Here is a 21,383-nt window from a genome sequence, read left to right on the forward strand (position 1 = left end):
CGTCAGCCGGACAGCGGGTGCCGCGGGTCGAGCAGGTCCGCGATCCGTTCGGTGATCGTCTGGGCGGTGTTGCCGGCGGGGGCGTCCGGGCCCACGGTCGTGGACACCGCGATGGACAGCCGCTTGCGCGGCTCGTACGCCATCACCGCCGCGTATCCGAAGAAGGACGGGTTCTGCACCACCCAGCCGTTCCTGACGACGACGCCCACGCCGAAGTGGAAGTCCTCCGTCATCGGCAGACAGACGGTGGCGGGGCAGTTGGCGGTGGGGTGTCCGAGGCCGACCGTGCCCGGGTCCAGCTGGGTGCGGAAGGAGCGCCCCGAGAGCAGTTCGCCCGAGCCGATGGCCTGCCCGGAGCGGGCCAGGTCACAGATGTCCTGGGTCAGCACGGCGCCGGGGGCGGTGGTCCAGGAGGGGTTCCAGTAGGTGGACTCCTCGTAGGTGCCGCGTTCGTCGTCGTAGGCGTGCAGCACGGGCGGCGGGATGAGCGCGGTGTCGTTGTTGCGCGTGTTGCGCAGCCCGAGGGGCTTCATCACCCGCTCCTGGAGGAGGCGGTCGAGCGGGGTGCCGGAGATCTTCTCCAGGGCGCGGCCGAGGAGGACGAAGTTGGCGTGCGAGTAGCTCCAGTTGGTGCCCGGCCGGTACCACAGGGGGTGGCTGAGGGAGATGCCGACGACTTCCTCGGGGGTCCAGTGCTGCCACGGGTCGGCGTAGAGCTTCTTCAGGAAGACCGGGTCGGTGACGTAGTCGTGCAGGCCCGACGTCGAGTCGCCGAGCATGCGCAGGGTGATCTCGTCGCCGTGCGGCAGGTCGGGCAGCCAGCGGGACACCGGGTCGTCGAGCCCCGCCTTGTGCTCCTGGACGAGCTGGAGCAGCACCGTGCCCATGAAGGCGATGCCGACGGAGCCGGTCCGGAAGTGCGCGGCGGGGGTGGCCGACACGTCCGTGAGGGAGTCGCCGTCCGCGCCGGTGACCAGTTCACGCCCGTCGACCGTGACCTTGACCAGGGCGGCCTTGAGACCGAGTTCCTCGCGCGCCGCGCGGACGAGGGCGAGGACCTCGCGCGCCTGGCCCCGCGGGTGGCGGGTCGCGGCACAGGCCCGGTCCCACTCCCCGTCCGGGTGGCGGGCGTCGGCCGTAGCGGCGGCCGTCTGGAGGGTGGAGGCGAGGAGAGCGGCGGCGCACAGCAGCGCCGTACGGGTACGCGTCATATGGGCACTATGGGCGGATCTTCACACGGGCCTTCGGAGCAACACTCCGGACGCCGCCGCCCTGGACCCGTACGGCCCCTCGCCCCACTTGGGCGGGGAGATCGCCCGACACAGCGTCCGGTCCGGGAGGACGGCGGCCGAAGCGGTCGACACGCCCCGTACACACAAGCCTTTCCCGGTCACTCCGGGGCCGGCACATGGTTTTCTCCCCGCCGTCCGACCGGCGCCGGGAAGGTGCGTTCCGATTCGGACATGCGGTCCAGAGGAACCCATTTCCTGCGTTCGTTCATGTCTCCCCGGTGCCGGTGAGTGGTGAACAGGGCCGGTGCCGACAGGAATTGATCCGGTTTCCTACGCCCTGGTCCTGCGTCCGCGACTGACCGAATCACTGCGGCCGCATACCGGCCGATCGTTCGAACGTTGACCAGTGAGTAATAAGCGCACTACCTTCGACGCGTTTCGAGCACGCGCTTCAGAACGGCGTTCCGCGGTGGACCTCTGCCCGCTGGAACGCGGTGAGCCGCCTTTGCTGTCCCGAACCCCCCACCGTGCAGTCTCACCTTGATTCGGAGAATCATGACGTCCGCTGTGCGTTCCGAGGACATGATCATCGGCATCACTCCTTTCGGCGAACCGGATGCCGGGCTCGCCCTGGCGGTCGGCCGGGCCGGCGGGCTGGGCGTCCTGGACCTGGGATCCGGTGACCGAAGATCCCGCGAAGCCCTCTCCCGGCTGCGCCGTTCCTCCCTCGGCGCCTTCGGGGTCCGGATCGGCGCGCACTGCCGGCTCACGCCCGCCGACCTGGAGCCCGACGGCCCGCACACCGTGGTCCTCGGCGCCGGGGCGGCACCGTCCTCGACGGCCGCGGACACCGAGTGGGCCCCCGGCCCGATCACCGAACTCGCGGCGCGCCACCGCGTGCTGGTCGAGGTCACCGACCTGGCGGGCGCACGCGACGCGTTACGCGCCGGGGCGCACGGACTGATCGCCCGCGGCGCCGAGTGCGGTGGCCGGATCGGGGAACTGAGCACCTTCGTCCTGCTCCAACAGCTCCTCGCCGCACCCGAGGTGACCGCGCCGGTGTGGGCGTGCGGCGGGATCGGGCCGCACACGGCCGCCGCCGCGGTGGCCTGCGGCGCGGCCGGCGTCGTCCTCGACAGCCAGCTCGCGCTGCTCGCCGAGTCGGCGCTGCCCGAACCGGCCGCGGCTGCGCTGCGCACCCTGGACGGCTCGGAGACCGTCGTCCTCGCCGGACACCGCGTCCTGCGACGGCGCGGCCCGGACGCACCGGAACCCGGGGAGGACGCCGGACCGCAGGCGGTGGCGGCACTGCTGGGCGCGCGGGACCCGAGCGCTCAGATGCTCCCGGTGGGCCAGGACGGCTTCCTCGCCGCCCGGTTCGCCGAGCGCTGGGGTGACGTGCGGCGGACCGTACGGGCCTTGCGGGACGCGGTCCTGGCGGGCGTCGGCGACGACACCGCCGCACGGGCGCTGGCGGCCGGGTCACCGATGAGCCGGGCGCTCGGGACGCGGCTGCCCGTCGCGCAGGGGCCGATGACCAGGGTGAGCGACGGGGCCGCGTTCGCCGCGGCCGTCGCGGCCGACGGGGCGCTGCCCTTCCTCGCGCTGGCGCTGGCGGACGGCGAGCGGACCCGGGCCATGCTCGCCGAGACCCGGGACGCCGTGGCCGGCCGGCCCTGGGGGGTCGGTGTGCTGGGCTTCGCACCGGAGGACGTCCGCACCGCACAGCTGGAGGCCGTACGGGAGCTGCGGCCCACGCACGCGATCATCGCGGGCGGCCGGCCGTCCCAGGCGCAGGCGCTGGAGCGGGAGGGCATCCGGACCTTTCTGCACGTGCCGTCGCCGGGCCTGCTGCGGCAGTTCCTGGACGCCGGGGCGCGGCGCTTCGTCTTCGAGGGCTCGGAGTGCGGAGGGCATGTCGGACCGCGCGGCAGCTTTCCGCTCTGGGAAGCCCAGCTGGGGGTCCTCGAGGACCACGCGGCACAGCACGGCGCCGAGGGCCTGGATGTGTTCTTCGCGGGCGGGGTCCACGACGGGCGGTCGGCCGCGGCGGTCGCGGCTCTCGCCGCGCCGCTGACCGCGCGCGGGGCGGCCGTCGGCGTGCTGATGGGCACCGCCTACCTGTTCACCGAGGAGGCGGTGGCCCACGGCGCGATCCGGCCTCTCTTCCAGCGTCAGGTCATGGCCGCCGAGCGCACCACGCTGCTGGAGTCGGCGCCGGGCCACGCCACCCGCTGTGTGCCGAGCCCGTTCGCCGCCGGCTACCGCGACGAGGAGCACCGGCTGCGTGCCGAGGGCGCGGGGGACCGGCAGATCTGGGAGGCCCTGGAGCGGCTCAACGTCGGCCGGCTGCGGATCGCGAGCAAGGGCGTGACCCGCACCGCCGACGGCTCCCTGGCCCCGGCCGACGAACGGCGTCAGCTCGCCGAGGGGATGTTCATGGCCGGGGAGGTGGCCGTACTGCGCTCGGCGACCACTACCCTCGCGGCGCTGCACGAGTCCGTGACGACCGGCGCCGTCGAGCATCTCGCGCTGCGCGCCGCGGAGTGGGGCGTCGAGCGGGAGAACCGGGAGCCGGCCGCCCCGGCTCCGCTGGACGTCGCCGTCGTCGGCATGGCGTGCATGTTCCCGCAGGCGCCCGACCTGCCCGCCTTCTGGGCGAACGTCGTGGGGGGCGTGGACGCCGTCGGCGAGGTGCCGGCGGACCGCTGGGACCCGGCCGTCCACCACGGCAGATCGACCCCGTCGAAGTGGGGCGGCTTCCTCCCCCGCATCCCCTTCGACCCGCTGCGCTACGGCATCCCGCCCACGTCCCTCGGCAGCATCGAGCCGGTGCAGCTGCTGTCCCTGGAGGCGGCCCGGCGCGCCCTGGAGGACGCCGGATACGGCGACGGGGAACGGGAGTTCGACCGCTCACGCACCTCGGTGGTGTTCGGTGCGGAGGCGGGCAGCGACCTGTCGAACGCGGCCACGCTGAGGGCGGTGCTGCCCTCCTACCACGGCGAGGTCCCGGCCGGCCTGGACGAGCAGCTCCCGCAGCTCACCGAGGACTCCTTCCCGGGCATGCTCGCCAATGTCATCTCCGGGCGGATCGCCAACCGGCTCGACCTCGGCGGCGCGAACTACACCGTCGACGCCGCCTGCGCCTCCTCCCTGGCCGCGGTGGACGTGGCCTGCAAGGAACTCGTCGGCGGCACCTCCGACCTGGTGCTGTGCGGCGGCGCCGACCTGCACAACGGCATCAACGACTACGTCCTCTTCTCCTCCGTGCACGCGCTGTCCCCGACCGGCCGCTCCCGCGCCTTCGACGCTTCGGCGGACGGCATCGCCCTCGGTGAGGGCGTGGCGTGCGTCGTCCTCAAGCGGCTCGCGGACGCCGAGCGCGACGGCGACCGGATCTACGGTGTGATCAAGGGCCTCGGCTCCTCCAGCGACGGCCGTTCCCTCGGCCTGACCGCCCCACGCCCCGAGGGTCAGCGCTCGGCCCTGGAACGCGCCTACCGCAACGCGGGTGTCTCACCGGCCGACGTCGGGCTCGTCGAGGCGCACGGCACCGGGACCGTGGTCGGCGACCGCACCGAACTGCGTGTCCTCAGCGAGGTGTTCGCGCAGGCCGGGGCGGAACCGGGCGGCTGTGCGATCGGCTCGGTGAAATCGCAGATCGGCCACACCAAGTGCGCCGCCGGGCTCGCCGGCCTGATCAAGACGGTGCTGGCCCTGCACACGGGCGTCCGGCCGCCCACGCTGCACGTCGAGGCCCCCAACGCGGCCTGGGAGGCGGACGTCAGTCCCTTCGCCTTCCATGCGCGGGCGCTTCCCTGGGCCGCGCCTCCCGAGGAACGGGTGGCCGGGGTCAGCGCGTTCGGCTTCGGCGGCACCAACTTCCATGTGGTGCTGGCCGCTCACGCCGACGGCGTGCCGCCGGCGCGGACGCTCGACGCATGGCCCGCCGAACTCTTCCTCTTCCGCGGTCGGGACGCGGCCGCCGCCCGCCGTGGGGTGGACGAACTCCTGCGGGCCGCGCAGACGCAGGGCCGGCCGTGGCGCCTGCGGGACCTGGCGCTCAGCTCCGCGCGGCGGTCGGACGCCGCCGGGGATCCGGTACAGGTCGCGATCGTGGCGACGGACGTGGACGACCTGGTCGGCAAACTGCGCCGGGTGTCCGCGGATCCCGCCGCGCACGACCCGGCGCGCGGGATCCACCGGGCCGGGCAGGACGGTCCGCGAGGCGGCAAGGTCGCCTTCCTCTTCCCCGGTCAGGGCAGTCAGCGCACCGGCATGCTCGCCGACCTCTTCGTCACCTTCCCCGAACTGCGCCCCTGTCTGGAACTCGGACGCGTCCACGCGGACACCCTGTATCCGCCGGCCGCCTTCGACGACGCCGTGCGCGACCGCCAGCAGGCCGCGCTGACCGACACCCGGGTGGCGCAGCCGGCACTCGGCGTCGCCGGACTCGCCGTGCATGCCCTGCTCGGCGCGGCGGGGGTGCAGCCGGACATGGCCGCCGGACACAGCTACGGCGAACTGGTCGCCCTCTGCGCGGCCGGCGCCCTCGGCCCCGAGACCCTGCTGGAACTGAGCGCGGAACGGGCGACGGCGATCCTCGAGGCCGCTGGGGTGACGGGGGCCGCCGCGTCCGGCGACGGCGATCCCGGGTCCATGGCCGCCGTCGCGGCCGGTGCCGAGGACGTGGTGCGGGCGCTCGAGGCGGCGCACGCGCCGGACTCCGTGGTCGTCGCCAATCGCAACTCCCCCCGGCAGACGGTGATCTCGGGTCCCTCGGAAGCCGTCGCCGAGACCGTACGGCTGCTGCGCGAGGCCGGTCTCGGGGCCAAGCGGCTCCCCGTGGCCTGCGCCTTCCACAGCCCGCTGGTGGCGGGCGCCGCCGACCGCTTCGCGGAGGCGCTCGCCGCCCGGCCGGTGCACGCGCCCGAGTTCCCGGTGTGGTCCAACCGCACGGCCACACCGTACCCGGCCGATCCGGACGCGGTACGGGCCCACCTGGCCGCCCAGATCGGAGCGCCGGTCGCCTTCGCCGAGCAGATCGAGGCGATGTACGAGGCGGGCGCGCGCGTCTTCGTCGAAGCCGGTCCCGGATCGGTGCTGACCCGGCTGGTCGGACAGATCCTCGGCGACCGTCCGCACCACGCGGTGGCCTGCGAGCCCCGCCCCGACGCCGGTCTGCGCGGCTGGCTCGACGCCCTGGCCCGGCTCGCCGTCGCGGGCCTGCCGGTACGCACCGGACGCCTGCTGCGCGGCCGGGACGCGGTCGACGCCGTACGGACCCCCGCGCCGAAGCGGCCCGGCTGGACGGTCGACGGCCAGTTGGTCCGCACCGCCGCCGGCGCGCTCCTGCCGGGCGCGCTCGCCCCGGCCCGACGAGTCGTGGAACCCATCGAGAGGACCGTGGCGACAGTGACGACGAACCCCCCGCACGGCGTCCCCTCCCACCAGGACGCGCTCGTCTCCGAGTTCCTGCGCACCAGCCGGGAGATGATCGCCGCCCAGCGGGACGTGCTGCTCACCTACCTCGGGGCGGCGCCGGGCATCGCGCAGCCCGTCCCGTCCGTGGCGGCGCCCCAGGTGATCCAGGCGACGCCGCAACTCCCCATGCAGCGAGCGGAGATGGCCGCCGCCCCACCCGAACCGGCCCAGGAGAGCACTGCGCCGGCCCCGCCCGCCGGGCCTGCGGACGTCCGGCAGGTCGTGCTGGAGATCATCAGCGAGCGCACCGGCTACCCGGTCGACATGATCGAGCCCGACCTCGACCTCGAGGCCGATCTCAGCATCGACTCCATCAAACGGGCCGAGATCGCGGGTGAGTTGGCACGGCGCCTGGGCGCCGGGGCCGGTACGGACCTCACCTCGATGGACGACGAGGAGCTGGAGGAGCTGGCGAAGGCGCGCACGGCCGCCGCGGTGACCGACTGGCTCACCGCCAGACTGGGCGGACCGGCCGCCTCGGCGTCCGCCCCCGCTGTCGCTCCCGTGACCGCACCCGCCTCCCCGGACGGGCCCGCCCCGGCCGTCGCGGCCACGGCGGCCGAGGAGCCCGCAGCACCCGGGCCGGCCACGCGAGGGGTCACCCAGGAGGTGACCGGCGAGGCTCCCCGCAGGCACGTACTGCGACCGGTCCTGCTCGACGACGGGACGGACGACCGCGACGCTGACGCCCGCGACGCCCCCACCGCTGCGCTCTCCGGCACCCGCTGGACCCTCCTGGGCGACGCCCCCGAAGTGGCGGCCCGGCTGCGGTCCCACGGCGCCGACGTCGGGGTACGGGCCCGCGACCACGTCCTGACGGAAGCGGACGGGCCGGTGGACGGCGTGCTGTATCTCGCGGCCCTCACGGACGCCGACGACGGCCCCCTGCTGCCGGACGCGTTCCCCGTCCTCCAGGCGGCCCTGGCACGCGGCCCGCGCCGGCTGCTGGCCGTCCGGGTCGCCGACGGCGGGACGCCCGACCCGCGGACCGCGGGCCTGCGCGGCCTGTTCCGGACGGTGGCGCGCGAGTACCCGCAGACCGTGGCCCGGGTCGTGGAACTCGCCGACCCCTCGCCGGCCGCCGTCGCCGACGCCGTGGTGGCGGAGGCCGTCGCGCCGGACCGCACCCCGGTCGTGCTGCGGACGGCAGCCGGCCGGCACGGCTTCGAGCTGGTGGAGGCGCCGCTCGGCCCGCTCGGCACCACGGGCGCCGGACCGGCCGGGGACGGGGCCTCGGAGGCGGCGGCGCTGGGACTGGACCAGGACTCCGTGGTGTTGCTCGCGGGCGGGGCGCGGGGCATCACCGCGCAGTTCGCCGCCACCCTCGCCGGCACCGCTCGCTGCCGGCTGGAACTGCTCGGCCGCACCCCGGCGCCCGACGGTCCCGAGGACGCGGACACCGCGGCCGCTCACACCCCCGCCGAGCTGCGTGCGGCGCTCGCCGCTCGCGGCGCCGGCAAGCCGGCGGAGATCAACCGAACCGCCGAACTCCTGCTGGCCCAGCGGGAGATCAGGGCCACCCTCGCCGAACTCACGGCGCTCGGCGGCCGCGCCCGCTACCGCCGTGTCGATTTCCGGGAGCCCGGGGCGGTGCTCCAGGCGGTGAAGGAGATCCACGCCGAGCACGGCCGGCTCGACGGCGTGGTGCACGCGGCAGGGGTGATCGAGGACAGGCTCGTCGCGGAGAAGACCGCCGAGTCCTTCCAGCGGGTCTACGCCACCAAGGCGACCGGCGCGGACGCCCTGCTCACCGCGCTGGAGGAGTTGCCCGCCGTCCCCGCGTTCACCGTGCTGTTCGGGTCCGTGGCGGCCGTCCTGGGCAACCGGGGCCAGGTGGACTACGCGGCCGCCAACGACGCCCTGGAGACCCTCGGCGCGGCCTTCGCCGCCCGTACCGGGAAGCGCGCGGTGACCGTGCACTGGGGCCCGTGGGCGCCCGCGCCGGGGCATGGGGGCATGGTGGGGGTGGAACTGGCCCGGGAGTACGCCCGGCGCGGCATCCGTCTGATCGATCCCGAGGAGGGCACCGCGGCGCTGCTTCGGGAGCTGGCCTGGGGCGAGGAGTCGGCCACCGCCGTCGTCTACACCGCTTCGGGCTGGTGACGGCGCGGTGATCTCGACGCAACTCAACGGCGCGCACCATGACATGACGTTGCGTCGGGTGCCGGTCGCCATCGTCGGCATGGCGGTGCTGCTGCCGGGCGCCGCCGGCCTGGACGCCTACTGGCGGAACCTGCGGGACGGTGTGGACGCGATCGGCGAGGTGCCGGAGGGGCGCTGGGACGCGGAGTACTACCGTCCCGGCACCGCGTCCCGTCCGGCCGTCGCGGACCGGGTGTACGCGCGGCGGGGCGGGTTCGTGGACGGCCTGGCGGAGGTCGAGGTCACCCGGTTCGGGATCATGCCCCACTCCGTGGCCGGTACGGAGCCGGACCAGCTGATCGCGCTGCATGTGGCCTCGGCCGCCCTCGACGACGCGGGCGGCCCGGACCGGCTCCCCGACCGGGGGAAGGCCGGTGTCGTCCTCGGCCGGGGCGGCTACCTCACCCCCGGCCTGGCCCGGCTCGACCAGCGGGTCCGCACGGCCGGGCAACTCGTGCGCACACTGGGCGAGCTGCTGCCGGATCTGACGTCCGATCAACTGGGCCGCGTGCGCGAGGCGTTCACCGAGCGGCTGGGCCCGGACAGTCCCGAGTCCGCGATCGGTCTGGTGCCCAATCTCGCCGCCTCCCGGATCGCCAACCGGCTGGACCTGCGCGGTCCCGCGTACACCGTGGACGCGGCCTGCGCGTCCTCCCTGGTCGCCGTGGACCAGGCGGTGGGCGAACTCGCCTCCGGGCGCTGCGACCTGATGCTCGCGGGAGGCGTCCACCACTGCCACGACATCACGTTGTGGAGCGTGTTCTCCCAGCTCCGCGCCCTCTCCCCCAGCCAGCGCATCCGCCCCTTCCACCGGGACGCCGACGGCATCCTGATCGGCGAGGGCACGGGCGTCGTCGTCCTCAAGCGGCTGGCCGACGCCGAACGCGACGGCGACCGGGTCTACGCCGTGATCAGGGGCACCGGGGTGGCCGGCGACGGCAGGGCGGCCGGGCTGGTCAACCCCGACCCGGGCGGTCAGGCGAATGCCGTGCGGCAGGCGTGGCGGGCCGCCGGGCTCGACCCGGCCGAACCCGGCTCCCTGGGTCTGCTGGAAGCGCACGGCACCGCGACGCCGGCGGGCGACGGAGCCGAACTGACCACCCTGGCCGAGGTGTTCGGACCCGGCGACGGTGACGCCGTCCTGGGGTCGGTCAAGTCGATGATCGGGCACACCATGCCCGCCGCCGGTATCGCGGGCCTCGTCAAGGCCGCGCTCGCCGTCCACCACGGCACGCTGCTGCCGACGCTGCACTGCGACGACCCGCACCCCGCCCTGGCCCGCACCCGGTTCCGCACCCTGGAGAAGGCCGCCGACTGGGAGACCACCGCACGGCAGCCTGTGCGCAGGGCCGCGGTCAACGCGTTCGGGTTCGGCGGGATCAACGCCCACGTCGTGCTGGAGGAGGCGCCGGGGGCACGCCGATCACGCGCCACGGCACCGCCGCGTCCGGTTCTGGCGGTCTCCGAACCCGAGCAGGTGCTGCTGCTCGCCGCCGACTCCCCCGCCGCCCTCGCCGCGCTCCTGGACACCGACGACGACACCGTACGGGCCGCCGGACTCGCCCCCTCCCGGCCGCACCCGGAGGCCGGACCGGCCCGCCTCGGCATCGTCGACCCCACCGCGAAGCGGCTCGCGCTGGCCCGCCGCACGGTCGCCGGGCAGCGCGCCTGGCACGGCCGCGCCGACATGTGGTTCCGTCCGGCCCCGCTGCTCGGGTCCGGAGGCGGCGCCCTGGCGTTCCTGTTCCCCGGCCTGGAGGGCGACTTCACGCCGCAGGTCGACGACGTGGCCGCCCGCTTCGGTCTGCCGGCCCCCACCGTCACCGGGGACCGGACCGCCGACGTGGGCCGCCACGGGTTCGGTGTCGTCGCCGTCGGCCGGCTCCTCGACGCCGCGCTGCGCCGTAGCGGCATCGTGCCGGACGCGGTCGCCGGGCACAGTGTGGGCGAGTGGACGGCGATGGCGACCGCCGGGCTGTACGCCGGGGAGGAGGTCGACGCCTTCATGGCGGGCTTCGACCCGGCCGAGGTGTCGGTGCCCGGGCTGGCCTACGGTGCGATCGGGGCGTCCGCCGGGCGGGTGCTGGCCGCCCTGCGCGACGAGGGCGGGGCCGGGGCGGGTCTGGTGCTCTCCCACGACAACGCGCCCCATCAGTCGATGGTGTGCGGCCCGGAGCCGGCGGTGGAGGAGTTCGTGCGGGCCTTCCGCGCCCGGGGTGTGCTCAGCCAGGTGCTGCCCTTCCGGTCCGGCTTCCACACGCCCATGCTGGAACCGCATCTCGGCCCGATCAAGAAGGCAGCCGACCGGTTCCGGCTGCGTCCGCCGCACACTCCGCTCTGGTCGGGGACGACCGCCGCGCCCTTCCCCGAGGACGAGGCGGGGATCAGGTCCCTGTTCGTCCGCCATCTGCTGGAGCCCGTCCGCTTCCGGCAGCTGGCCGAGGCGCTGCACTCGGCCGGGCACCGGGTGTTCGTCCAGGTCGGCCCGGGCCGGCTCGGCTCCCTGGTCGCGGACACCCTGGACGGCCGGGACCACCTGGTCGTCGCCGCCAACTCGCCCCACCGCAGCGGCCTGGCCCAGCTCCGCCGGGTGGCCACCGCCCTGTGGACGGCGGGCGCGCCGGTGGCCCCCTCCCTGGCGCCCGTCGCGGACACGCGGGCGCGACGGCCGTCCGTACGACTCGACCTGGGCGGCGCCCTGGTGTCCCTGGCACCGCGGCGGCTCGCCGAACTGCGTGCCGAGCTCACCGGACCGCGAAGCGGGGCACACTCCCCCGGCCGGGCGGCGGGCCGCGTCGGGACATCGCCGCTGGACGCCCTCGTCGGCAGTTCACCGATGGCCGCCGAACTGTCCGCCCTGCTCCACGAGACGGCGGACACGGCGGCCGCCCTCATGGCCGCGAGACCCGCCGACCCCGCGGCCGCACGGCCGGCGGGCCCGTGGCACACCAGCGTCCACGTCTCCCCCGACACCATGCCCTACCTGCTGGACCACTGCTTCTTCCCCCAGCGGCCCGGCTGGCCCGACATCGCCGACCGGTGGCCGGTCGTCCCGGCGACGACGATCGTGCAGCACCTCGTGGACGCCGCAGAACAGGCGGCCCCCGGCAGGGTGGCGGTCGCCGTGCACGGCGCGCGGTTCGAGGAGTGGCTCACCGCCACGCCCGCCGTCGACGTACCGGTGACCGTGACGTCCGAGGGCGCGGACCGCTTCGCTGTCTCCTTCGGCCCCCGGGCCCGCGCGACCGTCGAACTGGCCGGCTCCCACGCCTTCCCGCCTCCCGCTCCCTGGCCCGCCGACCCCGGCGCCGAGCGCGTCCCCGAGCACACCGCCGCCCAGCTCTACGACGAGCGCTGGATGTTCCACGGCCCGGCGTTCCGGGGCGTCACCGAACTCACCGCGATCGGCGACCGCCACGTGCGCGGAGTGATCACCACCCCGCCCGCGCCCGGCGCGCTGCTGGACAACGTCGGCCAGATCCTGGGCTACTGGATCATGGCGACCCGCACGGAGCGGACCGTCGTCTTCCCGGTCGGCATGCGGGAGACGCGCTTCTACGGGCCGCACCCGGCGCCGGGGAGCGAGGTGGGGTGCCAGGTGCGGATCACCGCGCTCACCGACACGTTCCTGGAGGCCGACGTACAACTGACGACCCATGGCACGGTGTGGGCCGAGCTGTACGGCTGGCAGGACCGCCGCTTCGACAACGACCCGCAGACCCGGCCCGTCGAGCGCTTCCCTGAACACCACACCCTGTCCGAGACCCGGCCGGGCGGCTGGCAGTTGCTGCACGAGCGGTGGCCGGACCTGGCGTCCCGCGAGCTGATCATGCGCAACTCCCTGGGCGGCGCGGAGCGTTCGCAGTACGCGGAGCACGCGCCGCGCGGGCGCCGACAGTGGCTGCTGGGCCGGATCGCGGCCAAGGACGCGGTACGGCGGTGGCTGTGGGACCAGGGCGAGGGCCCGGTCTTCCCGGCGGAGCTGCGGGTGCGCAACGACGAGGCGGGCCGGCCGTACGTCACCGGTGTGCACGGCCGGGTCCTGCCTCCGCTGGACGTCTCGCTGGCGCACTGCGCGGAGGCCGGCGTGGCGATCGTGCGGCCGCGCACACCGGGTCCCGGCCCGGGAATCGACATCGAGGAGGTCACCGACCGCACTGCGGAGGCCCTCGCCGTCGCCCTCGGCGAGCCCGAACTGCTGTTGCTGCGCCGCCTGTCGGCGGAGTCCGGTGACTCCGAAGCCCTCTGGTTCACCCGCTTCTGGGCGGCGAAGGAGGCCGTCGCAAAGGCGGAGGGCACCGGGTTCGCCGGCAGACCGAGGGACTTCACGGTGCTCGACGCGAGCCCGGCCGGCGACCGGCTGACCGTCTCGGGCCGTCGGGAACGCGCCTACCCCGTGCACTGCGCGCCGGCCGCCAACCCGGCCCGGCTGCCGGACCGTTCGTACGTAGTGGCCTGGACGACGGGACACCCGACCGCAGAGGAGTACGACCCCCGATGACACCCCCCACCCCCCACCCCCGCACCACGGCCCCCGCCACACCCTCCTCCACCGGCCCCGCCCCGGTGACCGCCGACGAGAAGGCCGTCCTGGCCGATATCACCGGCATGCTCGCGCGGCTCCTTCAGGACGAGTACGGCCTCGACGACATCGCCATCGACATGCAGACCACCTTCAACCGCGACCTGGAACTGGAGAGCATCGACCTGGTCACCCTCGCCGCCCTGCTCCAGGAGCGGTACGGCGACCGGGTCAACTTCGCCGAGTTCCTGGCCGGCATGGAGTTCGACGAGATCATCGAACTGACCGTCGGACGGCTCGTCGAATACGTCGTGACGAGCCTGAAGGCCGCGGAGGCGAGCTGAGCCATGGCGATGGTCGACACCGGCTCCGTCCGGTTGCACGTACAGCGGATCGGTCCCCGGCAGGGCCGCCCGGCCACCGCCACCGTGGTGCTGGTGCACGGGCTGCTCACGGACAGCCTGGCCAGCTACTACTTCACCGTCGCCCCGGCGTTCGCGGCCGCCGGTCTCGACGTCGTCATGTACGACCTGCGCGGGCACGGCCGCAGCGAGCGGCCCGCCGAGGGTTACACACTGGACCACAACGTCGACGATCTGGCGGCGCTGCTCGACCGGTTGGCGGTGACCGGCCCCGTGCATCTGGTCGGCAACTCCTACGGCGGCACGATCGCCTTCGGTTACGCGGCCCGTCACCCCGGGCGGGCGGCCAGCGTCAGCCTGATCGAGTCCGAACCGGCCACCGCCGCCTGGGCGGTGAAGCTCGGCGGGATCCTGGAACGGGTCGTGAACCAGCTCGCCCACAACGAGTCCGACGCGATCGCCTGGATCACCGCGAACCGGGGCCACAACACCGCCCGGCTGGCCAGGGGCGCGGCCCGGCTCGCCCGGGAGACGACCCTCGGACGGGACATCCCGGCCAGCAGGGTCCTCACGGACGAGCAGGTGTCGGCGGTGCGCTGCCCGGTGCTGGGCCTGTACGGCGCGGACTCGGATCTGGCCGGACTGGCGCCCTGGCTGCGGGCGGTGCTGCCGGACTGCCGGACCGTGGTGATCCCGGGCCATGAGCACTCCGTCCTGGTCGAGGCCTCGGGGACGGTCGGCGGGCACATCCTCTCGCTCGTCGACGAGGCCGGGCGGGTGGCGTCGGAGGCGGCCGGGTGAGCCGGTTCCTGTTCGTCGTACCGCCGTTGACCGGGCACCTCAACCCGGCCGTCGGCGTCGCCTCCGAACTCACCGCTCGGGGGCACCGGGTGGCGTGGGCCTGCGCCGATCCGGAGCTGGTCGAACGGCTGGCGGGACCCGCGGCCGGGACGGTGTTCGCCTGCGGCGGCGCACCGCGGGGCGAGCGGCCCGCCGACCTGCGCGGTCCGCAGGCGCTGAAGTTCCTGTGGGAGTGGTACCTGCTGCCGCTCGCCGAGGCGATGGCGCCGGGTGTGCGGGCGGCCGTCGAGGCGTTCCGGCCGCAGGTGGTCGTCGCCGACCAGCAGGCCTTCGCCGGGGCGCTGGTCGCGGAGCGGCTGGGCCTGCCGTGGGCGACCTCGGCGACCACCTCGGCCGAGCTCACGGACCCTCTCGCGGGACTGCCCAAGGTCGAGGAATGGCTGGACGGGCGGCTGGCGGGACTGCGGTCCGCGATCGGGGATCCGGCCGGCACCGCCGACCCGCGTTTCTCTCCGCACCTCGTCCTGGCCTTCAGCACACCGGAGTTGGCGGGCGAGGCACGGCCGGGCGTCCGCTGGGTCGGCCCGTCGATCACATCCCGCCCGTGCGGCTCCGATTTTCCCTGGGAGTGGCTCGACGGCGGCCGCGCCACCGTGCTGGTCACGCTCGGCACCGCCAACACCGACGTCGGCGGCCGGTTCCTCGAGGTGTGCCGGAGCGCGCTGCGGGAGCGGGCCGACCGGATGCAGGGCGTGATCGTCGATCCGGGGGGCACGCTGGAGCCCGGTAGCGACGACAAGGACGTGCTGGTCCTGCCGCACGTACCCCAACTCGCCCTGCTGGCACGGCTGGAGCGGGGTGGCGGCGCGGTGGTCTGCCATGCGGGGCACAACAGCGTGTGCGAGGCGCTGTGGCACGGGGTCCCGCTCGTCGTGGCGCCCATCCGCGACGACCAGCCGGTCGTGGCCGGCCAGGTTGCGGACGCGGGGGCCGGGGTGCGGGTGCGGTTCGGCCGGGTCACCGTGCGGCAACTGGGCGCGGCCATCGACTCCGTCCTGGACGAACCCGGACACCGCGCCGCAGCCGGCCTGATCCGTACGGCGTTCCGCGCCGCGGGCGGCTCCACCGCCGCGGCGACCCATCTCGAGGACCTGGCAGGGGAGTTCGGATGAGTGAAGAGATCAAGTCCGCCGAGCGGATCGCCGGGCTGCGCCCCGGGTACCAGGCGGACATCGCCGGCGGGCCGGCCCGCTTCTTCGAGCCCCGCCGCACCACCTGCCCGTGGTGCGGCTCGCCGGCGCTGACGACCCGGTTGCGCACCACCGATCTGCTCCAGCACAAGCCGGGCCGCTTCGTCCTGGACCGCTGCGGGGGCTGCGGGCACACCTTCCAGAACCCGCGGCTGAACGCCGAGGGCCTGGAGTTCTACTACCGCGACTTCTACGACGGACTGGGGGAGAAGAAACTCGGGGACACCTTCGGGGGCCGTACGAAGATGTACCGGGGGCGGGCCGAGTCGATGCTGGCGCACGACCCGGAGCCGAAGGCCTGGCTGGACGTCGGCACCGGGCACGGTCACTTCTGCGAGGCCGCCCGGGAGGTGCTGCCCCGGACCACGTTCGACGGACTCGACTTCACCGACGGCGTCGAACTCGCCGAGCGGGAAGGCCGGGTGGACACCGGCCACCGGGGGAGCTTCCCGGATCTCGCACCCCGACTGGCGGCCCGTTACGACGTGGTGAGCATGTTCCACTACCTGGAGCACAGCACTGACCCCGACCGCGAACTGCGGGCCGCACGCGGGACGGTACGGCCCGGTGGCCATCTCCTCATCGAGGTGCCGGACCCCGAGAGCCGTTACGCCCGGCTCCTGGGCCGCTGGTGGCTGCCCTGGCTCCAGCCGCAGCACCTGCACTTCGTACCCGTCGCCAACCTGCGGGAACGGCTGACGGACCTGGGCTTCACGGTGGTGGCGGAGCAGCACGCCGAGCCGCACGACCCGGTCGACCTGCTGGCCGCCGTATGGCTGGCGCTGGACCACGCGGCGCCGCGCGACGACGCGCCGTGGCTGCCCGGGCCGCCGAACGCACTGCGCCGCACGCTGCGCGCGGCGCTGCTCCTCGCCGGGATCCCGGCGTTGCTCGTGGGTACCCTGCTCGACCGGTTCGCCGTGCGCCCCCTGTCGCACCGGCTGGGCGTGTCCAACGCCTACCGGATCGTGGCCCGGCGGGACTGAAGGACGAGTGCGCCCGCGAGTCCCTCCGTGCTAGTGCCGCGGCGGGCAACGTTTGCCCTTCAAGGAGCGGCGTCCGGTGCGTGCTCTCGGCGTGCCGGCCGGAAGTCCTCGTACTGGACGTACCTGGGCTTTCGGCCGGTGCGGCGAGAGTGCGTGCCGGGCGTCGCGACGGGGCGAACGTTGCCTGTCGCGGCACTAGCTTCGCCCCGTTCTCTTCATCAGGAATCCTGGCGATCGACGGCACGGCTCGACGAACGGAACCCGCATGCCCCTTCTGGCCAGACCGGCGGTGGCCGCCCTCGCCGCCAAGACGATGCAGGGCCTCACCCGGCTGGCGAGCCGCCGGGGCGGCGGCGCCGGTTCCGCCGCCTCCTGGCAGGCCCGCTTTCCCGAATACCCGCGTGACGTACGTGAGTTGACCGTCATGACCTCCGTCGCACCGGCCCCGGTCACGGTGTACGCAACCCCGACCGGAACGGCGACGCGTCCGCCCGTGCACGTCAACTTCCACGGCGGCGGCTACGTGATGTCTATGCCCGAGATGGACGACGGGCTCTGCCGCATCCTCGCCGCCGAGGCGGGTGTGGTCGTGGTCAACGTCCGGTGCGTCGTCGCCCCGCAACACCCGTTCCCCGCCGCGACCACCCAGGTCTACGACGTCGTCCGCTGGGTCGCCGAGCACGGCGCGGAGCACGGCTGGGACGGCGGGCGCCTGACCGTGGGCGGGCAGAGCGCGGGCGGCGGACTCGCCGCGGCGGTGGCCCGCCAGGCCCTGGAGCAGAGCGGCCCGCCGATCGCGCTCCAGGTGCTGCACTATCCTCCGCTGGACCTGGCCACGAGCGCCAGGGACAAGAAGGCCGCCGTGGCCAGGCCGGTGCTGCGCCCCTGGCTCGGGGACATCTTCGACGCGTCCTACGTGCCGGACGCCCGCGAGCGGGCCCACCCGCTCGTGTCGCCCGCGGGCGCCTCGGACACCGCCGACCTCAGGGGCATCGCCCCGGCGCTGGTCATCACCGCCGAGTACGACCTGCTCAGGAACGAGGCGACGCGCTACGCCGGGCGGCTGAAGGCCGCCGGTGCGCTCGTGGAACACCACGACGTCCCGGGCGCCGACCACGGTTACGACGCCACGGACGACGAAAAGGCCCGGACCACCTACGCCCTGATGGCACGTCATATCAGGCAGGCGACCAGTGTCGGTACGCAGCAGGCCTCTTGAGACGCACCCGACCGGCATGCCGGTGCGGCCACCCGTCCCCTCGGGGCGGCCGCCCCGGGCTGCCACGGCCACTGCCGCTGCAACTGTTTAGCGGACAGCGGCTCCCGGCGTCCGCGCCGCCCGAAGCGCCCGGGGCGAATCGATGAGGGAGCGTTTTGCGACGGTGCCCAGGGCCGGCCGAGGCGTCGTGGAATCCTCTCCCCGGCGCGTTGCCCGATCCGCTTCCCCGCCGACCCGCTTCCCCCGGCTGCTGCCTCAGGCTCGGCCGAAAGCGGCTTCGGCGATGTGCTCGGCGATCGCCATCGAGGCCGTGGCGGCCGGCGAGGGCGCGTTGCGGACGGCGGTGACCCGGCCCACCCGGTGGATACGGAAGTCGTCCACGAGGGTGCCGTCCCGGTCGAGGGCCTGCGCGCGCACGCCCGCGCCGCCGCGCACGACGTCCTGGACGCCGACGCCGGGGACGTACAGCCCGGCGTCTCTCATGAAGGCGGCCGCCGAGAACGACCCCCGGTACTCCCTGATGCCCGTCCGCCAGTGCCGGGCCGCCATCCTCCAGACGCCGGGGTAGGCGGCGAGGCCGAGCAGGTCCTTCGGAGAGATCCGGGTGCGTGTGTACCCCTCCCTGGCCAGGGCCAGGACCGCGTTGGGGCCGACCTCCACCGAGCCGTCGACGCGGGGCGTGAAGTGGACGCCCAGGAACGGGTAGCGAGGGTCCGGCACCGGATAGATCAGCCCCCGCACCAGGTCCGTCCGCTCCGGTCTGAGCAGCATGTACTCGCCCCGGAACGGGACGATCCGCGGGTCCCGCCGGTCCCGCGCGAGGCCGGCCACGGTGTCGGAGTGCAGGCCCGCGCACAGGATCAGCCGGTCCACGCGCACCCTCGTGGGGCCTTCGGCCCCGGGGGTTCCCGTCGCCCCGGAGGCGACCTCGATGCCGTCGGGGACCTCCCTGACGCCGGCGACGGGGAAGCCCGTCCGCACCTCTCCGCCGGAGCCGACCACGTCCTCGGCGAAGGCACGGGCGATCGCCGGGTAGTCGGTGATCGCCGTGCGCGGGGAGTACAGCGCCGCGACGCCACCGGCGTTCGGCTCGATCTCCCGGATCTCCTCGCGGGAGACCCTGCGCAGATCGGGCACATGGTTGTTCCTGGCGCGGTCGTAGAGGGCGTTCATCCGGCCGAGCTCGTCCTCGCGGACCGCCACGACCAGTTTGCCGATCTCGCGGTACGGCAGTCCGCGGTCCTCGCAGTACGCGCGCAGCAGGGCCACGCCCCGTACCGTCAGGTCGGCCTTGAGGCTGCCGGGCGTGTAGTAGATGCCGGCGTGCACGACGCCCGAGTTGTGGCCGGTCTGGTGGAGGGAGACCTCCCGTTCCTTCTCGAAGACCACGACCCGGGTGCCGGGCCGGCTCAAGGCGATCTCGCGGGCCGTGGCCAGCCCCACGATGCCGGCGCCCACGATGCCGATCGTTTCGTCAGACATCAACACCTCCTCTCTCCTGGCTTTCTCGCTGCTCCCGATCATCAGCCGCGCAAGCGCGCACGGCGACAGTCTTGCGCGGGGAAAAGCGCGGGACTTCCCCGCCCTGCTCCTCATGGGCCGCGCCCCAGGGCGGGGAACCCGCCGAAGGGCAACCCGTCGAAGGCAACGCGCCCGGGGGCAGGTGGACGTCCCGGCCGGTGGGGCGGAATCCACCGCAGGGGGCGAGGTCGCGGGTGAGGACGACGACGGCGAGGCCCCGACGGCCTCGCCGTTCTTCCGCGGGCGGCCGGGGACCGCCGTCAGCGCACCGACGCCGTGGCGGCCTCCGCGATGATCTCGGCAACCGCGGCCGGCTGCTCGACGAGGAGAAGGTGCCCCGCGTCGGGCACGGTGACCATGCGGACGCGCGGACAGGCGAGGAGACCCAGACGCTCGCCGGCCGTCAGGCCGATGCCGTCGCGGTCACCGCGCACCACCCAGGCGGGCACCCCGGACGCGCACAGTCTCGGCACCAGCGACGGATACCGGTCCAAGTAGGCGTAGTAGCCCCGGACGATGCGCCGGCAGACCGCCGGATCGTTGGCGCCCATGACCGCCGCCAGCGCTTCCGCGCGGTGCGGGGGCATCTCGCGCTTCATGGACCTCGGCAGCAGCCTGATCATGGCCGCCCAGGCCGCGGCACCGGCTCCGGGCACCCGGCCCAGGGCGTTCAGCACGGTCAGGAACTTCGCCTCGTCGCCCCGCGAGAAGGTCGGTGACAGCAGCACCAGCGGGCCCTCGAAAAGCCCCTGCGCGGCCATCTCCAGTGCCAGGTTGGCGCCGAGGCTGTGCCCCACGACCGCGTCGCAGCCGGCGTCGGCGGCGAGGCCCGCCATCAGCCGGGCGTAGTGGTCCATGGAGACGTCCTCGGGCGCCTCGGTGCGGCCGAAACCGGGCTGGGTCACCGCGATCATGCCCAGCCCCGCCACCGCCGGCTCGGCCATGACGTCCGCGTAGAACTCGGTCGTGCACAGCCCGCCCGGAATCATCAGCACCCGGTGCGGGGCGTTCCTCGCTCCCGCCCGGCGGATCTCCCACCGCTCACCCATGTCTCGAGCGTGCGGCCGGACGCGGGCCCCCGCACCTCGTGGGGCGGCCCGTGTCCGTCCTCGCCCAGGGCTCCGTCTCGCCTGCGCGGTCGTCCTGGCCCGGGCCCTCCTCCTCGTGGGGTCGGCGGACCACGCCCTGGTGCCCTGAACCCTGCTTGAAGCAGAGGCTGCTGGAACGGGTGAGGTGAGCAGGGGCCTCGCGGCTTACTTGATCACCGCGTTCGCCACGACCACGATCACCCCGAGCAGCGCGTCCACGGTCCCGATCAGCACCGCGACCGTCCACGGGCGGTGTGACCAGCGGGCCGTGACCAGGCCCAGCACGAACAGCAGGCTGATGTTCAGGGCGAACGCCGCGTACTCGACCCCGTTCGCCGGCCACCAGCCCCACCCGGCCCCCGCGAGGATCAGCACGGTGGGCAGGACGGCCGCCACGAGCGGCCACTCCTCGGCGAGGGTGCGCAGCGCGTCCCCCCTGCGGTGCCGGCCCCGCTCCGCGATGTAGTGGGCGTAGCCGTGCGCGAGCGCCGAGGCGAACGCGGTCACCAGCAGCCAGGCGGCGTCGTAGCGGCGGCTGTCCTGGGAGGTGTGCCCGTACTGGGAGAGCGCGGCGACCATCGAACTCGCCAGGACGGCTCCGTACACCCCGCCGAAGAGGAGCGCCTCGCGCGTGCCGTGCCGGTGCGGCCCGTGCGCCGCCGCGGTGTCGTCCGCCATGGGCTCCACGATCACCCGGCGCCGCACGGGCCGCCAGTCATGACGAAGTGTCCGCCCACCTGGGCCGACAGCCCATCTGGATTTCGGGCGGGGTGCCC

At 74.5% G+C, this 21,383-nt stretch carries 11 protein-coding genes; 7 read left to right on the forward strand and 4 right to left on the reverse strand.

Annotated elements, in window-relative coordinates:
• Positions 1-2: 2 nt before the first annotated feature.
• Positions 3-1,211, reverse strand: coding sequence for a serine hydrolase domain-containing protein (locus OHS71_RS06215; RefSeq protein ID WP_328477620.1), 1,209 nt, complete (start codon positions 1,209-1,211; stop codon positions 3-5).
• 576 nt (positions 1,212-1,787) lie between these two features.
• Here OHS71_RS06215 and OHS71_RS06220 point away from each other — a divergent pair.
• The 7 genes from OHS71_RS06220 to OHS71_RS06250 all read left to right on the forward strand — a co-directional run bounded on the left by OHS71_RS06220 (position 1,788) and on the right by OHS71_RS06250 (position 17,998).
• Positions 1,788-8,819 carry an SDR family oxidoreductase gene (locus OHS71_RS06220; RefSeq protein WP_328477621.1) on the forward strand — a complete coding sequence of 2,344 codons (7,032 nt, stop codon included), beginning with the start codon at positions 1,788-1,790 and terminating at the stop codon, positions 8,817-8,819.
• Between the two features lie 43 nt (positions 8,820-8,862).
• Entirely contained in the window at positions 8,863-13,359 is a 4,497-nt protein-coding gene (locus OHS71_RS06225) for a beta-ketoacyl synthase N-terminal-like domain-containing protein (RefSeq protein ID WP_328484412.1), read from the forward strand.
• Complete coding sequence (locus OHS71_RS06230; protein WP_443046867.1) at positions 13,356-13,724, forward strand: acyl carrier protein; 369 nt, start codon at positions 13,356-13,358, stop codon at positions 13,722-13,724. The genes OHS71_RS06225 and OHS71_RS06230 overlap by 4 nt, the downstream gene beginning before the upstream one ends.
• A 3-nt stretch (positions 13,725-13,727) precedes the next feature.
• Positions 13,728-14,543 carry an alpha/beta fold hydrolase gene (locus OHS71_RS06235; RefSeq protein WP_328477622.1) on the forward strand — a complete coding sequence of 272 codons (816 nt, stop codon included), beginning with the start codon at positions 13,728-13,730 and terminating at the stop codon, positions 14,541-14,543.
• Positions 14,540-15,715: a glycosyltransferase gene (locus OHS71_RS06240; protein WP_328477623.1), complete on the forward strand. Its 1,176-nt coding sequence runs from the start codon at positions 14,540-14,542 to the stop codon at positions 15,713-15,715. Before OHS71_RS06235 ends, OHS71_RS06240 begins: the two co-directional genes overlap by 4 nt.
• Positions 15,712-16,779 (forward strand): class I SAM-dependent methyltransferase, encoded by a 1,068-nt coding sequence (locus tag OHS71_RS06245; RefSeq protein ID WP_328477624.1) that lies wholly within the window; start codon positions 15,712-15,714, stop codon positions 16,777-16,779. The genes OHS71_RS06240 and OHS71_RS06245 overlap by 4 nt, the downstream gene beginning before the upstream one ends.
• 265 nt (positions 16,780-17,044) lie before the next feature.
• A complete protein-coding gene (locus OHS71_RS06250; protein WP_328477626.1) occupies positions 17,045-17,998 on the forward strand; it encodes an alpha/beta hydrolase in 954 nt (317 codons plus the stop codon).
• A 255-nt stretch (positions 17,999-18,253) separates the two neighbouring features.
• Here the strand turns inward: OHS71_RS06250 and lhgO are convergent, their stop codons facing one another.
• From lhgO to OHS71_RS06265, 3 genes are all read right to left on the reverse strand, one after another.
• Positions 18,254-19,480: an L-2-hydroxyglutarate oxidase gene (gene lhgO, locus OHS71_RS06255; RefSeq protein ID WP_328477628.1), complete on the reverse strand. Its 1,227-nt coding sequence runs from the start codon at positions 19,478-19,480 to the stop codon at positions 18,254-18,256.
• Positions 19,481-19,779: 299 nt separating this feature from the next.
• Positions 19,780-20,568 carry an alpha/beta fold hydrolase gene (locus tag OHS71_RS06260; protein WP_328477629.1) on the reverse strand — a complete coding sequence of 263 codons (789 nt, stop codon included), beginning with the start codon at positions 20,566-20,568 and terminating at the stop codon, positions 19,780-19,782.
• Between the two features lie 204 nt (positions 20,569-20,772).
• Complete coding sequence (locus OHS71_RS06265) at positions 20,773-21,285, reverse strand: hypothetical protein (protein ID WP_328477631.1); 513 nt, start codon at positions 21,283-21,285, stop codon at positions 20,773-20,775.
• Positions 21,286-21,383: the final 98 nt, after the last annotated feature.

The organism is Streptomyces sp. NBC_00377 (assembly GCF_036075115.1).
Lineage (GTDB): Bacteria > Actinomycetota > Actinomycetes > Streptomycetales > Streptomycetaceae > Streptomyces.

What these genes read in the sequence shown, in the direction of transcription:
- OHS71_RS06215 (WP_328477620.1), bottom strand. Translation starts at nt 1,211, where the DNA reads ATGACGCGTACCCGTACGGCGCTGCTGTGCGCCGCCGCTCTCCTCGCC.
- OHS71_RS06220 (WP_328477621.1), top strand. Translation starts at nt 1,788, where the DNA reads ATGACGTCCGCTGTGCGTTCCGAGGACATGATCATCGGCATCACTCCT.
- OHS71_RS06225 (WP_328484412.1), top strand. Translation starts at nt 8,863, where the DNA reads ATGACGTTGCGTCGGGTGCCGGTCGCCATCGTCGGCATGGCGGTGCTG.
- OHS71_RS06230 (WP_443046867.1), top strand. Translation starts at nt 13,356, where the DNA reads ATGACACCCCCCACCCCCCACCCCCGCACCACGGCCCCCGCCACACCC.
- OHS71_RS06235 (WP_328477622.1), top strand. Translation starts at nt 13,728, where the DNA reads ATGGCGATGGTCGACACCGGCTCCGTCCGGTTGCACGTACAGCGGATC.
- OHS71_RS06245 (WP_328477624.1), top strand. Translation starts at nt 15,712, where the DNA reads ATGAGTGAAGAGATCAAGTCCGCCGAGCGGATCGCCGGGCTGCGCCCC.
- OHS71_RS06250 (WP_328477626.1), top strand. Translation starts at nt 17,045, where the DNA reads ATGCCCCTTCTGGCCAGACCGGCGGTGGCCGCCCTCGCCGCCAAGACG.
- lhgO (WP_328477628.1), bottom strand. Translation starts at nt 19,480, where the DNA reads ATGTCTGACGAAACGATCGGCATCGTGGGCGCCGGCATCGTGGGGCTG.
- OHS71_RS06260 (WP_328477629.1), bottom strand. Translation starts at nt 20,568, where the DNA reads ATGGGTGAGCGGTGGGAGATCCGCCGGGCGGGAGCGAGGAACGCCCCG.
- OHS71_RS06265 (WP_328477631.1), bottom strand. Translation starts at nt 21,285, where the DNA reads ATGGCGGACGACACCGCGGCGGCGCACGGGCCGCACCGGCACGGCACG.